This is a genomic window from Aeromonas sp. 30P (assembly GCF_051919805.1).
In the GTDB taxonomy this organism is placed as follows: Bacteria; Pseudomonadota; Gammaproteobacteria; order Enterobacterales; family Aeromonadaceae; genus Aeromonas; species Aeromonas veronii.
This window is the reverse complement of the sequence record NZ_JBQBEA010000001.1, coordinates 3,005,323-3,018,774: the sequence shown is the minus strand read 5'-3', so window position 1 is coordinate 3,018,774 and position 13,452 is coordinate 3,005,323. Positions and strand designations below refer to the sequence as shown.

General features: G+C 56.8%; 10 protein-coding genes. 5 read left to right on the top strand and 5 right to left on the bottom strand.

Going from position 1 to position 13,452, the window contains the following annotated elements; translation table 11 throughout:
- Positions 1-3: 3 nt before the first annotated feature.
- From ACTG2B_RS13960 to ACTG2B_RS13945, 4 genes are all read right to left on the bottom strand, one after another.
- Positions 4-792, bottom strand: a complete 789-nt coding sequence (locus ACTG2B_RS13960; RefSeq protein WP_005337698.1) for an ATP-dependent zinc protease family protein — start codon at positions 790-792, stop codon at positions 4-6.
- 52 nt (positions 793-844) lie between these two features.
- Entirely contained in the window at positions 845-1,822 is a 978-nt protein-coding gene (cmoB, locus tag ACTG2B_RS13955) for a tRNA 5-methoxyuridine(34)/uridine 5-oxyacetic acid(34) synthase CmoB (RefSeq protein ID WP_320545933.1), read from the bottom strand.
- A complete protein-coding gene (cmoA, locus tag ACTG2B_RS13950) occupies positions 1,819-2,565 on the bottom strand; it encodes a carboxy-S-adenosyl-L-methionine synthase CmoA (RefSeq protein WP_005353159.1) in 747 nt (248 codons plus the stop codon). The genes cmoB and cmoA overlap by 4 nt, the downstream gene beginning before the upstream one ends.
- Positions 2,566-2,840: 275 nt before the next feature.
- Positions 2,841-3,689 (bottom strand): DUF72 domain-containing protein, encoded by an 849-nt coding sequence (locus ACTG2B_RS13945; protein WP_320545934.1) that lies wholly within the window; start codon positions 3,687-3,689, stop codon positions 2,841-2,843.
- 162 nt (positions 3,690-3,851) lie between these two features.
- On the opposite strand from ACTG2B_RS13945, the gene ACTG2B_RS13940 reads away from it, so the two are divergent.
- From ACTG2B_RS13940 to ACTG2B_RS13930, 3 genes are all read left to right on the top strand, one after another.
- Complete coding sequence (locus ACTG2B_RS13940) at positions 3,852-4,103, top strand: FmdB family zinc ribbon protein (protein ID WP_005337686.1); 252 nt, start codon at positions 3,852-3,854, stop codon at positions 4,101-4,103.
- Between the two features lie 32 nt (positions 4,104-4,135).
- Entirely contained in the window at positions 4,136-5,902 is a 1,767-nt protein-coding gene (aspS, locus tag ACTG2B_RS13935) for an aspartate--tRNA ligase (protein ID WP_005337684.1), read from the top strand.
- 102 nt (positions 5,903-6,004) lie between these two features.
- Positions 6,005-6,745: a YebC/PmpR family DNA-binding transcriptional regulator gene (locus ACTG2B_RS13930; protein ID WP_439996122.1), complete on the top strand. Its 741-nt coding sequence runs from the start codon at positions 6,005-6,007 to the stop codon at positions 6,743-6,745.
- Positions 6,746-7,356: 611 nt separating this feature from the next.
- Here ACTG2B_RS13930 and adhE read toward each other — a convergent pair.
- Positions 7,357-10,023 carry a bifunctional acetaldehyde-CoA/alcohol dehydrogenase gene (gene adhE, locus ACTG2B_RS13925; protein WP_019446648.1) on the bottom strand — a complete coding sequence of 889 codons (2,667 nt, stop codon included), beginning with the start codon at positions 10,021-10,023 and terminating at the stop codon, positions 7,357-7,359.
- Between the two features lie 840 nt (positions 10,024-10,863).
- Between adhE and ACTG2B_RS13920 the strand changes: the two genes are divergently transcribed.
- Both ACTG2B_RS13920 and ACTG2B_RS13915 read left to right on the top strand, forming a co-directional pair.
- Positions 10,864-11,499, top strand: a complete 636-nt coding sequence (locus ACTG2B_RS13920; RefSeq protein ID WP_005337678.1) for a YchE family NAAT transporter — start codon at positions 10,864-10,866, stop codon at positions 11,497-11,499.
- Positions 11,500-11,778: 279 nt separating this feature from the next.
- On the top strand, positions 11,779-13,398 hold the full coding sequence (locus tag ACTG2B_RS13915) for an ABC transporter substrate-binding protein (protein WP_236350250.1): 1,620 nt from the start codon (positions 11,779-11,781) through the stop codon (positions 13,396-13,398).
- Positions 13,399-13,452: the final 54 nt, after the last annotated feature.

Here is a 13,452-nt window from a genome sequence, read left to right as displayed (position 1 = left end):
GGATTATTTCACATCCTTGAGCTTGGGTTTGGGTTGGATATATTCGCGGGCCACATCAACCACTGCGATGTCTTTCAAAAATTCGCGACCCAGCAGCACAGGGAAGGTCATGTCGCTACGGTCTTTCAGGGTAAATTCGGCTTTCTCGGTCATGTCGCCAATGCGCACGGCCAGACGCACCACCGGACGGCGGTCCAGATCGTCGGCAGAGGCCTGACGCACCCGTACATGGCGTACCAGCGGCGCTTCGATCTGGATCTTGTCGTCCACTTCCTGATGGCTCAGGAAGAAGCGCACCCAGTTTTTGCCGTTGCGCTCGAAAATGGTGATCTCCTGCGCACTGATGGAGGAGGTGGTCGCACCGGTATCGACCCGCGCCTGGAAGGCATCGTTGGCCGCATCAACCCAGATCCACTCGGCTTCACCGACCATCAGCTTGCCATCGATGGTGTGACCCTGATTGGGGGCCGGGCACTTCTCGGTGGGGATGGCCATCGGCTTGGGCGGCTCGGAGGGGAGGGTGGCGAGCTTGTGGTCTACTTGCTTGACGGACTCTTTCATATTGGTGACATCTGTGTTGAGCTGAACCAGCAGGTGCTGTTGCTGCACATACTGCTTCTGTTGCTGTTCCATGGATGTTTGCAGGCGTTGCTCGCTCTGGCTCAGCTCGCTACGAAGCTCGGCCAGCGTCAGAGCAGGGACCTGAGGCGCTTTTTCCATATTGACACACCCGCCGAGACTAAGCAGGGAGAGCAGGGTCATTCCTTTTAATTTGCTTTTCATGTCATTCATTTAACTGTGCTTCCTGGAATTGGGTCAGTGTAACTTCCTGAATCGCCATCGGCTAGTCTTTGGCCTTGCGGGCAATCAGTACGGCACGTTTCGGCGCCGGGTGTCCTTCTACCGTGAGTGCCGGATTGTCTGGATCCAGATAGTCACTCAGGGATTCATTAATCATCCAGTCGGTACGACGCTGTTCGTCGGTGCTGGTCATATTCTCGTCTACTATCCGCACGTCGGTGAAGCCGCAGCGCTCGACCCACAGCTTGAGGGCGCGGCTTGAGGGAATAAACCAGACGTTGCGCATCTTGCCGTAACGGTCAGTGGGCATCAGCACGTCGTTGACCCCGCCATCAATCACCAGCGTCTCCAGCACCAGCTCGCCATCATCTTTCAATTGATTGCGCAGCTGCTCGATGTGCTCGATGGGGGATTTGCGGTGATAGAGCACCCCCATGGAGAAGACGGTGTCAAAGGCACGCAGCTCCGGCAGCTCCTGAATACCGAGCGGCAGCAGGTGGGCGCGCTGATCATTGCCTGCGAAGTGGCGAATGGCCTCGAACTGGCAGAGGAACAGCGGACTCGGGTCTATGCCGACCGCCAGCTTGGCCCCTTCACCCACCATGCGCCAGAGGTGGTAACCGCTGCCGCAGCCCACATCCAGCACGTAACGGCCTTCGAGCGGGCTGATATGGGGCAGCACCCGATCCCACTTCCAGTCAGAGCGCCACTCGGTATCGATATGGATGCCGTGCACGGTGAACGGCCCTTTGCGCCAGGGCATGAAGTGGCGCAGCAGGCTCTCGACCTTCTTGCGTTCACCTTCGCCAAGGCTCTCGGCCGAGCCAATCTCGACCTGGCTTTTCAGCTCTACGTTGCCGGGGGAGACCACCGGCAGCTTGTTGAGGGCGCGATTCCAGCGCGGCAGGTCGCCATGCTGGTTGTCATGTTGCCAGGCGTGCAGCTGGGCGGGCAGGGTATGCAGCCAGTGGCTCAGCCGGTTTTTGGCAATCAGTTGATAGAAATTGGCAAAGTCGATCATGGCTGGGCGTCGCTGGATTTGATGGCAATCATGGAGCCGAAGTTGAAGCACTGGAACCAGAGATCCTGATGGACGAAACCGGCGTCCCGCAGGCGAGCCTGATGCACCGGCAGGCTGTCGGTGCGCATCACGTTCTCAAGGGCGGTGCGTTTCTGGCTGATCTCCAGCTCGCTGTAGCCATTGGCCCGCTTGAAGTCGAGATGCAGATCGATGAGCAACTCGTTGACCGGTTCATCTTCGAAGCGGAACTTTTCGCTCAGGATCAGGATCCCGCCTGGGCGCAGCCCATCGTGAATGCGCTGGATCAGGGCGGCCCGTTTCTCTGGTTCGACAAATTGCAGGGTGAAGTTGAGCACCACCACGGAGGCGTTCTCGATCTCGATGTCGCAGATATCTGCTTCCACCAGCTCCACCGGCACCTCGGATTTGAAACCGGAGAGGTGGGCGCGGGCGCGCTCAATCATCGGATGGGAGAGATCCACCGCGGTGATGCGGCAGCCGGGCTGGCTGACATGGCGACGCATCGCCTGGGTCGCGGCGCCCAGTGAGCAGCCGAGATCATAGAGTCGGCTCTCGGGTTGGGCGTAGCGGGCGGCCATCATGCCGATGGCAGAGATGATGTTACTGTAACCCGGCACCGAGCGCTGGATCATATCGGGAAAAACGTCGACGACCTGTTCGTCAAAACAGAAGTCTCCCAATCGGGCGATCGGGGCGGCAAAAATTTGATCTTTGGTATGCATGCTGGCGCAACCTGACAGTCGGGACATCACCCGGCTGTATTGTTCAATTGAGTCGTTGGGTGACACCCATCAGAGTAGATTTATCACCTGTTTACGAACGGGGTGGCTGGTCATGAAATCCTTTGGACCTGTCCTGTTCGTACGGGCCATGTTCCGGACCCTTACTTGGGGCGGTAGTGTAGAGGATTGATGGCCGTTTGTCTTGACGCCAGGGCTTGCCACGCCACAAAAAAGCACTTTTTTTGCAGCGAAACGATGGCCGTAGAATGGGTTGGCTAAAAGCGCAGCACTCCCTGCCGTGCGCGATCGTTTTCCCCCGGCCAGGGGGCCATCTCCTGCTCCAGCAAGCGGGTGATCTGGCGGGCCAGCTCAGGTGCCTGGGCGTTGTCGGCAGTATGTATATAGAGGTAGAGATCCTTGCCCTCGGAAAGCCACTGGCGCCAGTGGGGGAGCCAGCTGGGCAGGAAGGGGTGATTGGCCGCCGGATCCGGCAGGCCGATAAAGCGCACCATGGGGGCGTTGGCGGTGGCCAGCAGATGCACCGGCAGGCGCGGTTTCTTGCCCTGGGCATCGACAAGGGCTGGCGTGGTTGCTGGCACCGAGAAGAGTGGCCGGCTGTCGAGCATCACCCGGTTCACACCCTGTTCCATCAGCAGCCGGTTCAATGCCCGCTCGGCTTCCCCCTTGGCGAAGAAGTCAGGGTGACGCACTTCGATGGCGTAGCGAAACGCCCGCGGCAGCCGATCGATGAAGGCCGCCAGTCTGGCCAGCCCCTGTGGCCCGAAACGGGCGGGTAACTGCAGGGTGAGCAGCCCCAGCTTGTCGTGCAGCGGGGCGAGCAGGCGAATAAAGTCGGCGACTTGCTTGTCTGCGCTCACCAGATCGCTCTGGTGGCTGATGGTTTGCGGAAATTTGAAGTTGAAACGAAAGTGATCGGGCACCGCATCGGCCCAGCGCTGTACCGTATCGGGGGTCGGCAGGGCGTAGAAGGTGGTATTGCCCTCCACCGAATTGAACACGGTGGCGTAGTGGGCAAGGTGTTCGGCAGGCTTGGCGCCAAGGCCCAGCAACTGGCCGGGCCAGCTGGGGTGGGACCACTGCGGCAGGCCCAAATAGAGGCTCATGATGGCTATTCTCTTCGCTCTTGGTGCATTCGTGCCGATTTTTTGCCCGCTTTTTGCCATCGAGTGCAAAAAACTGGCGAAAGGAGGCTGCTGGCCATTTTACCCAAAAGGGGGTTTTCCTCTATAATGCCAGCCCTTTTGTTTTTCAATTTCTTGTGACCCATGCCTATCTACGAATATCGTTGCGACGTCTGTGGCCATGAATTGGCAAAACTGCAAAAGCTTTCCGATGCCCCCCTGACCGACTGTCCGGCCTGTAGCAAGCCGAATCTGGTCAAGCTGATATCGGCGGCAGGCTTCCGGCTCAAGGGAACCGGATGGTACGAGACTGATTTCAAACCGGGTAAGAAAAAGAATCTGGCCAGCTGTGAGACAGACGGTGCTTGCCAGTCGTGCCCGGCGGCCCAAGGTTAACCGTCTCTCTACAATTTCGAAGGAAGAAGTCCATGCGCTCTATCTATTGCGGACAGGTCAATGAGGCCCATGCAGGGCAGACCATTACATTGTGCGGTTGGGTTCATCGTCGTCGTGATCTCGGCGGTCTGATCTTTATCGATATGCGCGACCGGGAAGGGATCGTTCAGGTGTTCTTCGATCCGGACAAGCCGGACGCGTTCGCCCTGGCCTCCGAGCTGCGCGGCGAGTTCTGCATCCAGGTGACCGGCGTGGTGCGCACCCGTCCCGAGTCCCAGCGCAACAGCGACATGGCCACTGGCGCCATCGAAGTGTTCGCCCACGAACTCAACATCATCAACCGTGCCGAGCCGCTGCCGCTGGACTTCAATCAGGTCAACAGCGAAGAGATCAGCCTCAAGTATCGCTACCTGGATCTGCGTCGTCCCGAGATGGCCAAGTACCTGAAGACCCGTGCCAAGGCCAGCGCCTTCGTACGCCGCTTCATGGACGAGCACGGCTTCCTCGATATCGAGACCCCGATGCTGACCAAGGCCACCCCGGAAGGTGCCCGTGACTATCTGGTGCCGAGCCGCGTGCACAAGGGCAAGTTCTACGCTCTGCCGCAATCCCCCCAGCTGTTCAAGCAGTTGCTGATGATGTCCGGCTTCGATCGCTACTACCAGATCGTCAAGTGCTTCCGTGACGAAGACCTGCGTGCCGACCGCCAGCCGGAATTCACCCAGATCGACGTGGAGACCTCCTTCATGACCGCGCCGCAGGTGCGTGAAGTGATGGAAGAGATGATCCGCAAACTGTGGCTGCACATCCTGAACGTGGATCTGGGCGACTTCCCGATCATGACCTTCGACGAAGCCATGCGTCGCTACGGCTCCGACAAGCCGGACCTGCGTCTGCCAATGGAGCTGGTCGATGTGGCTGATCTGCTGACTGCTGTCGAGTTCGCCGTGTTCGCTGGCCCCGCCAACGATCCGAAAGGCCGTGTGGCTGCCCTGAAAGTCCCGGGTGGTGCCGAGCTCTCTCGCAAGCAGATCGACGAATACACCAAGTTTGTCGGCATCTACGGTGCCAAGGGCCTGGCCTGGATGAAGGTCAACGAAGCGGCCAATGGTATCGAAGGCGTGCAGTCTCCGGTTGCCAAGTTCCTCTCTGACGCCATCGTGCGCGAGATCCTGGCTCGTACCGGCGCTGCCGACGGCGACATCATCTTCTTTGGCGCTGACAGCAAGAAAGTGGTCTGCGATGCCATGGGTGCCCTGCGTCTGAAAGTGGGTCGCGATCTGGGCCTGCTGGAGAACAGCTGGAAACCGCTGTGGGTCATCGACTTCCCGATGTTCGAGGAAGATGGTGAAGGTGGTCTGGCCGCCATGCACCACCCGTTCACCGCGCCGAGCAACATGAGCCCGGCCGAGCTGAAAGCCAACCCTGTGGGTGCTTACGCCAACGCCTACGACATGGTGATCAACGGCTACGAAGTGGGTGGCGGCTCTGTCCGTATCCACAACAGCGAGATGCAATCCACCGTGTTCGATATCCTGGGTATCACCCCGGCCGAGCAACGCCTGAAGTTTGGCTTCCTGCTGGATGCCCTGAAGTACGGCACCCCGCCGCACGCCGGTCTGGCCTTCGGTCTGGACCGTCTCAGCATGCTGCTGACCGGCACCGAAAACATTCGGGATGTCATCGCCTTCCCGAAAACGACCGCGGCTGCCTGTCTGATGACAGACGCCCCCAGCCTTGCCAATGCCGCCCAACTGGGTGAGCTGGCGATTGCAACCACCGTCAAGGGCGACGAGTAAGCCGATACCGGCACCGGAGGCCGCCGCCGTGCGGCCTCTGTGTTTCCCTTGGGTTAGTCATGATCAGTGTTACTGACATTTAAAAAATAACGGAGAGTCTCTATGGCAGGTCACAGTAAATGGGCCAACATCAAACACCGCAAGGCCGCTCAGGACGCCAAGCGTGGCAAGATCTTCACCAAGTTGATCCGCGAAATCACTACCTCCGCGCGTCTGGGTGATGCCGATCCGGCCAACAACCCGCGTCTGCGTGCTGCGGTGACTGCCGCCCTGACCAACAACATGACCCGCGACACCATCAACCGTGCCATTCAGCGTGGCGCCGGTGGTGGCGATGGCGAACAGCTCGAGACCATCGTGTACGAAGGTTACGGCCCGGCTGGCTCTGCCGTGATGGTAGAGTGCCTGACCGACAACCGTAACCGTACCGTAGCCGAAGTGCGTCACGCCTTCAGCAAGTGCGGTGGCAACCTGGGTACCGACGGCTCCGTTGCCTATCTGTTCAGCAAGAAAGGTCTGCTGACTTTCGTGGGCCTAGACGAAGATGCCCTGATGGATGCCGCGCTGGAAGCGGGCGCCGATGACGTGGTGACCGAAGAGGATGGCACCATCGAGGTGTACACCACCCCGAACGACTTCGGTACCGTGCTGGACGGTCTGGAAGCTGCCGGCTTCAAGGCCCAGAGCGCCGAAGTGACCATGATCCCCTCCACCGAAGCGGAGCTGGATGCAGAAACTGCACCCAAGCTGATGCGTCTGATCGACATGCTGGAAGATCTGGACGACGTGCAAGAGGTGTATCACAACGGCTCCATCTCCGATGAAGTCGCTGCGACCCTCTGATCGCTGAATTGTGCTCTCCCGATGGCAGCCTGATGGCTGCCATTTTTTTATCTTTGCATCGTGGCAACTGCTGATGTGTCAGTTGAGCATCCGGTGCAACAATTCTCTTCCCTGACAGTCTTTCCCGCTTTCTCTGCGCATTATCATTGCTCTGTCCCTGCCAGTCGGTTGGCCCTGCACGTACGCCAGTCGCAGTTCTGCTGCATTGCGTTAGCGAGGCTCCGCTTATCCTGTTTATCACACCTTTAGCTCTTGAGATGGCGTTGACTGCTCACATCTGCCCGTCAGGGTAATTGCGTTGCGTTGCGTTGCGTTGCGTTGCGGGTAGGAGAGAGGAGGTGATGGAGCGTGCTCTTGTTATCACAGGTGGTCCATCAATACAGAGTCACAGGTTGGGATGTCGATAACGGATTGGCTGGGGCGAGTTGGTTGGTTGGTTGGTTGGTTGGTTGGTTGGTTGGTTGGTTGGTTGGTTGGTTGGTTGGTTGGTTGGTTGGTTGGGACGTTAGGGGCTGCACTACCGCAATCGGCTGGAGAGAGGATCGCTGCGATAAGTGGCAGATAAAAAAAAGCCCGCGCAGTGCGCGGGCTTTTTATCTCAGGACTAGTTATCAGGCCTTGGATTTCTTCTTGCCTTCAACCTTGGCTTCAACCGGGGCAGCAGTTACCGGAGCGGCTTCGGTGAACGGACGACCGTAGTAGGAGTCCAGCAGAACCTGCTTCAGCTCGCTGATCAGCGGGTAGCGCGGGTTGGCGCCGGTGCACTGGTCATCGAAAGCTTCGATAGCCAGCTGGTCAACCTTGGCCAGGAAGTCAGCTTCAGTCACGCCAGCTTCGCGGATAGAGGCCGGGATACCCAGGGTCGCCTTCAGCTCGTCCAGCCAGGTCAGCAGCTTCTCGATCTTGGCTGCGGTGCGGTCACCGGCAGCAGTCAGACCCAGGTGGTCAGCGACTTCGGCGTAACGACGACGAGCCTGCGGACGGTCGTACTGGGAGAACGCAGTCTGCTTGGTCGGGTTGTCGTTCGCGTTGTAGCGGATGACGTTGCTGATCAGCAGGGCGTTAGCCAGACCGTGCGGAATGTGGAACTCGGCACCCAGTTTGTGAGCCATGGAGTGGCACACACCCAGGAAGGCGTTGGCGAACGCGATACCGGCGATGGTGGCAGCATTGTGCACCTTCTCACGAGCGATCGGGTCGTTGGCACCGTTCTGGTAGCTGGACGGCAGGTACTCTTTCAGCATTTTCAGGGCTTGCAGCGCCTGGCCGTCGGAGTACTCGTTAGCCAGTACGGAAACATAGGCTTCCATGGCGTGAGTCACGGCATCGATACCACCGAAGGCACACAGGGACTTCGGCATACCCATGACCAGGTTGGCATCAACGATGGCCATGTTCGGGGTCAGCTCGTAGTCAGCCAGCGGATACTTCTGACCAGACACTTCATCGGTTACTACCGCAAACGGAGTGACTTCAGAGCCGGTACCGGAAGTGGTGGTGATACAGACCAGTTCGGCCTTCACGCCCATTTTCGGGAACTTGTAGATACGCTTGCGGATGTCCATGAAGCGCATGGCCAGATCTTCGAACGCAGTGTTCGGGTGCTCGTACATCACCCACATGATCTTGGCCGCATCCATCGGTGAACCACCGCCCAGCGCCAGGATAACGTCCGGTTTGAAGGAGTTGGCCATCTCGGCACCCTTGCGAACCACAGCCAGGGTCGGGTCAGCTTCTACTTCGTAGAACACTTCCACTTCCATATTCTGTGCTTTCAGCAGGCTGACCAGCTCATCGGCGTAGCCGTTGTTGAACAGGAAGCGGTCAGTCACGACCATGGCACGCTTTTTACCTTCCAGGTCGCTCAGAGCGATCGGCAGGGAACCACGACGGAAGTAGATGGATTTCGGAAGTTTGTGCCACAGCATGTTTTCTGCCCGTTTTGCGACTGTCTTCTTGTTGATCAGGTGCTTCGGACCCACGTTTTCGGAGATGGAGTTACCGCTCCAGGAGCCGCAACCCAGGGTCAGGGACGGTGCCATTGCGAAGTTGTACAGGTCACCGATACCGCCTTGGGTAGACGGAGTGTTGATCAGGATACGCGCGGTCTTCATCTTGTCGCCGAAGTACTTGATGCGGTCAGCGTTGCGGTCCTGGTCGGTGTACAGACCGGAGGTGTGGCCGATACCACCGATGTTGACCATGTCACAGGCCATATCAACGGCGTTTTCGAAGCTGCTAGCACGGAACATACCGAGCAGCGGGGACAATTTCTCGTGAGCAAACTCGTCTTCTGCACACAGCTTGACGCCTTCACCGATCAGGATCTTGGTATCAGCCGGTACAGTCACGCCTGCCATCTCGGCAATCTTGGTGGCTGGCTGGCCAACGATGTTGGCGTTTAGGGCACCGTTGATCAGGATGACTTTACGTACCTTGTCAGCATCTTCTTTGGAGAGCACGTGGCCCTTGTGGGATGCAAAGCGCTCTTTAACCTGGTCGTAGATGGCATCAACAACGATGACCGCCTGCTCGGAAGCACAGACCACGCCGTTATCGAAAGTCTTGGACATCAGGATGGAGGCAACGGCACGCTTCACGTCGGCGGTTTCGTCGATAACGATAGGTACGTTACCGGCACCCACACCGATAGCAGGCTTACCGGAGGAGTAGGCAGCTTTCACCATGCCCGGGCCACCGGTGGCCAGGATCAGGTTGATGTCTTCGTGCTTCATCAGGGCGTTGGAGAGCTCAACAGACGGTTGGTCGATCCAGCCGATGATGTCTTTCGGTGCACCAGCGGCAACAGCTGCATCCAGTACCAGCTTGGCAGCGGTATTGGTGGAGTTCTTGGCACGGGGGTGCGGGGAGAAGATGATGGCGTTGCGGGTCTTGAGCGCGATCATGGATTTGAAGATCGCAGTGGAGGTCGGGTTGGTGGTCGGAACGATACCACAGATGATACCTACCGGCTCGGCGATGGTGATGGTACCCATCTGATCATCTTCGCTCAGAATGCCGCAGGTCTTCTCGTCTTTGTACTTGTTGTAGATGTATTCGGAGGCGAAGTGGTTCTTGATAACCTTGTCTTCGATGATACCCATACCGGACTCTTCCACGGCCATCTGGGCCAAGGGGATACGGGCGTTGTTGGCGGCCAGGGCGGCGGCACGGAAGATCTTGTCTACCTGCTCTTGAGAGAAGCTGGCGAATTCACGCTGGGCTTCCTTAACGCGGGCGACCAGTGCATCCAGTTCAGCCAAATTGGTTACTGCCATGTTTATCTCCTGATTATTTGAAAACTGTTTAGTAAGACGTTGGCAATGCCCGGCAATTATAGTCGCCCTGTCAAGACGGTATCGTTGCAACAGCTTTTTCACATGCCTTACTAAATCGCTTTCTGAGTCGATTATAGAGCGGGGCTGACTCAGAAAAACTTGATCTGGATCATGTGTAACAAAAGAACAAAAGAAATTTTATTTCACAATCCTTGTTTGACTGATGTTATCGGAATGTGCATCAAAGGGAAAGGTGAGAGACTTGTTAATGCAGTGCAATAAACCACATTTATCAAGTGGTTAATTGCACTCAGCCATAGTGTTACAGAGCTATTGTGGCGGTATAGGTTAGCAAATATGAGTGAATTGGTTTCAAAATCACCGACAAACGCACTTTATTCCAGCGTTTGTTGCAAAAATGATTGTTGTTTTAATCCATGACTAATCCGCTTTATTCCCCAAGGGGGCCATTTCTGCCCCCTTTCCCGGTTTTTGCATTGTGGCTCTATTGCCGAGTCAATGAAGTGATGTCTGGCCTGAAATAGTAGGAAGGCAAAGCTTGGATTCTCTCGAGTCGCTTGGTCATTCGGTCAGTCATCGTCGGACTCTCTGGTCATGATTAAGCAGGCTTGCGCTCACTTTTCTGGCGCGTGTCGGGCGGTAGAAAGGGCTTTTGGCATCGGTTTATGCCAGTTAGCGCGGATGCATTAGATGAACTAACTAAAAAACCCTCAAAATGGTGAGATTATTTGATTGGTGCCCGCTCTGGCTATGATGTAAATTTACGCACGAAATTAATGGACTGGCCCGCTGGGCCCGAAACTCTATTGGAAGGCGCCTATGGCAGCAATTGACGTCTCGTTGTATCTGAAGTTTTTTGTCGGTTTGTTCGCAATTATCAACCCGCTTGGTTTGTTGCCGGTGTTTGTCAGCCTGACCAGCCACCATACCCAGGCCGAGCGGATGAAAACCAATACCACCGCCAATATCGCGGTGATGGTGATCCTGCTGGTCTCCATGTATATGGGGCAGCTGATCCTCGATGGCTTTGGCATCTCGCTGGCATCGTTCCGTATTGCCGGTGGGTCGCTGATTACCCTGATTGCCTGGTCGATGCTGCAGGGCAAGCTGGGCGAGGTGAAGCACAACAAACAGGAGAAGGGTGAACTGGCTGTGCGCGAGTCTATCGCCGTGGTACCGCTGGCGTTGCCGCTGATGGCAGGTCCCGGTGCTATCTCCTCGGTGATTGTCTATGCCAGCCAGAGCCACTGGCAGCAGTTGCTCGGCATGTCAGTGGTTGTCGTGGTCTTCTCTTTCTGCTCCTGGCTCATCTTCCGCGCCGCGCCGCTGCTGTTCAAGATCATGGGCAACACCGGCATCAACGTGGTGACCCGTATCATGGGTCTTATCATGATGTCGCTGGGTATCGAGATCATGGTGGCCGGTATCAAGGGGGTTTTCCCCAGCCTGATGTGAGCCAGCTCCGCTTTATGAAAGCCGGTCCTCGTGACCGGCTTTTTATTGGTTGCTTTTTGCCCGGTCTTTTCTAGAATCGGTCGTTTGTGTGAAAAATGAGCGCCTTGCTGGTGTTTTAATACTGAAAAAGCGCACCTCAGCTGATTTTTTGACCAGAAAATGACGATTACCCTGACAATATCTGTTGCATTATCGGAATTGGCAGGGAATTATGCTGGGAGCGGGTTTTAACCCCGTCACTTTAAAAAACGCATGGAATGTTCTTGTTGGAGTAGGGAAATGACTCATAAAAAAACAATGATTAACACATTGCTGGTGGCTGCACTGTTTGGTGGCGTCAATGTGGTTCAGGCTGCCGATGTTCCGGCGGGAACCAAGCTGGCTGAAGTCCAGCAACTGGTAAAAGGCAACGGCTCCGAGCCTGCGACCCTTGACCCGCACAAGACCGAAGGAACGGTCGAATCCAATATCCTGCGCGACCTGTTCGAGGGGCTCGTTGCTTCCGGCCCGAAAGGGGAAATTCTCCCGGCTGTGGCTGAATCCTGGGAAACCAAGGATAACAAGCACTACGTCTTCCACCTGCGCAAAGATGCCAAGTGGTCCAACGGTGACCCGGTCACTGCCCACGATTTCGTTTTTGCTTTCCAGCGTGCCGTTGATCCGAAAACCGCCTCTCCTTACTCCTGGTATCTGGAGATCCCGACCATTGCCAATGCCTCCGAGATCATCGCAGGTAAAAAGCCGGCTGATACGCTGGGCGTGAAGGCGACCGACGACTACACCTTCGAAGTGCAGCTCGAGAAAGCGATCCCTTACTTCGTCAGCATGCTCTCCCACACCACCACCTATCCGGTACCGAAGAAGGTGATCGAGAAGTTCGGTGACAAGTGGACCCAGCCGGAAAATATGGTATCCAACGGTGCCTATACCCTGAAGAACTGGGTGGTGAACGAGCGCGTCGAAGTGGAGCGCAACAAGCACTACTGGAACGATGGCAAGACCGTCATCAACAAGGTGGTCTATCTGCCCATCCAGTCTACCAACGCTGACCTGAGCCGCTATCTGGCGGGCGAAGTGGACATCACCTATCAGATGCCCATCGAGCGCTTCAAGCAGATGAAGAAAGAGAAGCCGGACGAGCTGAAAGTGACCGGTTATGTTGGTACTTACTACTACCAGTACAACGTCAAGAAGAAGCCGTTTGACGATGTGCGCGTCCGTACTGCGCTCTCCTATGCCATCGATCGTAACGTGATCGCCGACAAGGTGATGGGGCAGGGTCAGACGCCCGGTTACACCCTGGTGCCGGACTTCGTCGATGGCTTCAAGCCGGTAGCGCCCGAGTGGTCGAAGATGACCCAGGCCGAGCGTGATGCCAAGGCCAAGGCGCTGCTGCAAGAGGCCGGTTTCGATGCCAGCAAGCCGCTGAAGTTCGAGCTGCTCTACAACACCGATGACAACCACAAGAAAGTGGCTGTGGCCGTGGCCTCCATGTGGAAGAAGCTGGGGGTGCAGGTGAGCCTGGTCAACCAGGAGTGGAAAACTTACCTGGAAACCAAGAAACAGGGTCAGTTTGACGTAGGTCGTGCCGGCTGGATCGCCGACTACAACGAAGCCTCCTCCATGCTGGATCTGATGCAGACCACCCACGGCAACAACGACGGCAAGTACTCCAATCCGGAGTTCGACAAGCTGATGGATTCGTCCCGTGATCAGGTTGATGTGGCGGCCCGTAACAAGCTCTACGTCCAGGCTGAAGAGATCCTGGCCAAGGACATGCCGATCGCCCCCATCTACCAGTACGTGACTGCCCGTATGGTCAAACCCTATGTAGGCGGCTATCCGGCCAACCCGCTGGATAACCTCTACAGCAAAGATATGTACATCATTGCTCACTGATTTAAAGCAACAAGTCGCATAACAAGCAGGGCCCGCCGGACGGCGGGCCTTTAT

Excerpts from the sequence above, each read along its gene's own strand:
- aspS (WP_005337684.1), top strand. The coding sequence starts at position 4,136 with ATGCGCTCTATCTATTGCGGACAGGTCAATGAGGCCCATGCAGGGCAG.
- cmoB (WP_320545933.1), bottom strand. The coding sequence starts at position 1,822 with ATGATCGACTTTGCCAATTTCTATCAACTGATTGCCAAAAACCGGCTG.
- ACTG2B_RS13960 (WP_005337698.1), bottom strand. The coding sequence starts at position 792 with ATGAATGACATGAAAAGCAAATTAAAAGGAATGACCCTGCTCTCCCTG.
- adhE (WP_019446648.1), bottom strand. The coding sequence starts at position 10,023 with ATGGCAGTAACCAATTTGGCTGAACTGGATGCACTGGTCGCCCGCGTT.
- ACTG2B_RS13940 (WP_005337686.1), top strand. The coding sequence starts at position 3,852 with ATGCCTATCTACGAATATCGTTGCGACGTCTGTGGCCATGAATTGGCA.
- ACTG2B_RS13930 (WP_439996122.1), top strand. The coding sequence starts at position 6,005 with ATGGCAGGTCACAGTAAATGGGCCAACATCAAACACCGCAAGGCCGCT.
- cmoA (WP_005353159.1), bottom strand. The coding sequence starts at position 2,565 with ATGCATACCAAAGATCAAATTTTTGCCGCCCCGATCGCCCGATTGGGA.
- ACTG2B_RS13915 (WP_236350250.1), top strand. The coding sequence starts at position 11,779 with ATGACTCATAAAAAAACAATGATTAACACATTGCTGGTGGCTGCACTG.
- ACTG2B_RS13920 (WP_005337678.1), top strand. The coding sequence starts at position 10,864 with ATGGCAGCAATTGACGTCTCGTTGTATCTGAAGTTTTTTGTCGGTTTG.
- ACTG2B_RS13945 (WP_320545934.1), bottom strand. The coding sequence starts at position 3,689 with ATGAGCCTCTATTTGGGCCTGCCGCAGTGGTCCCACCCCAGCTGGCCC.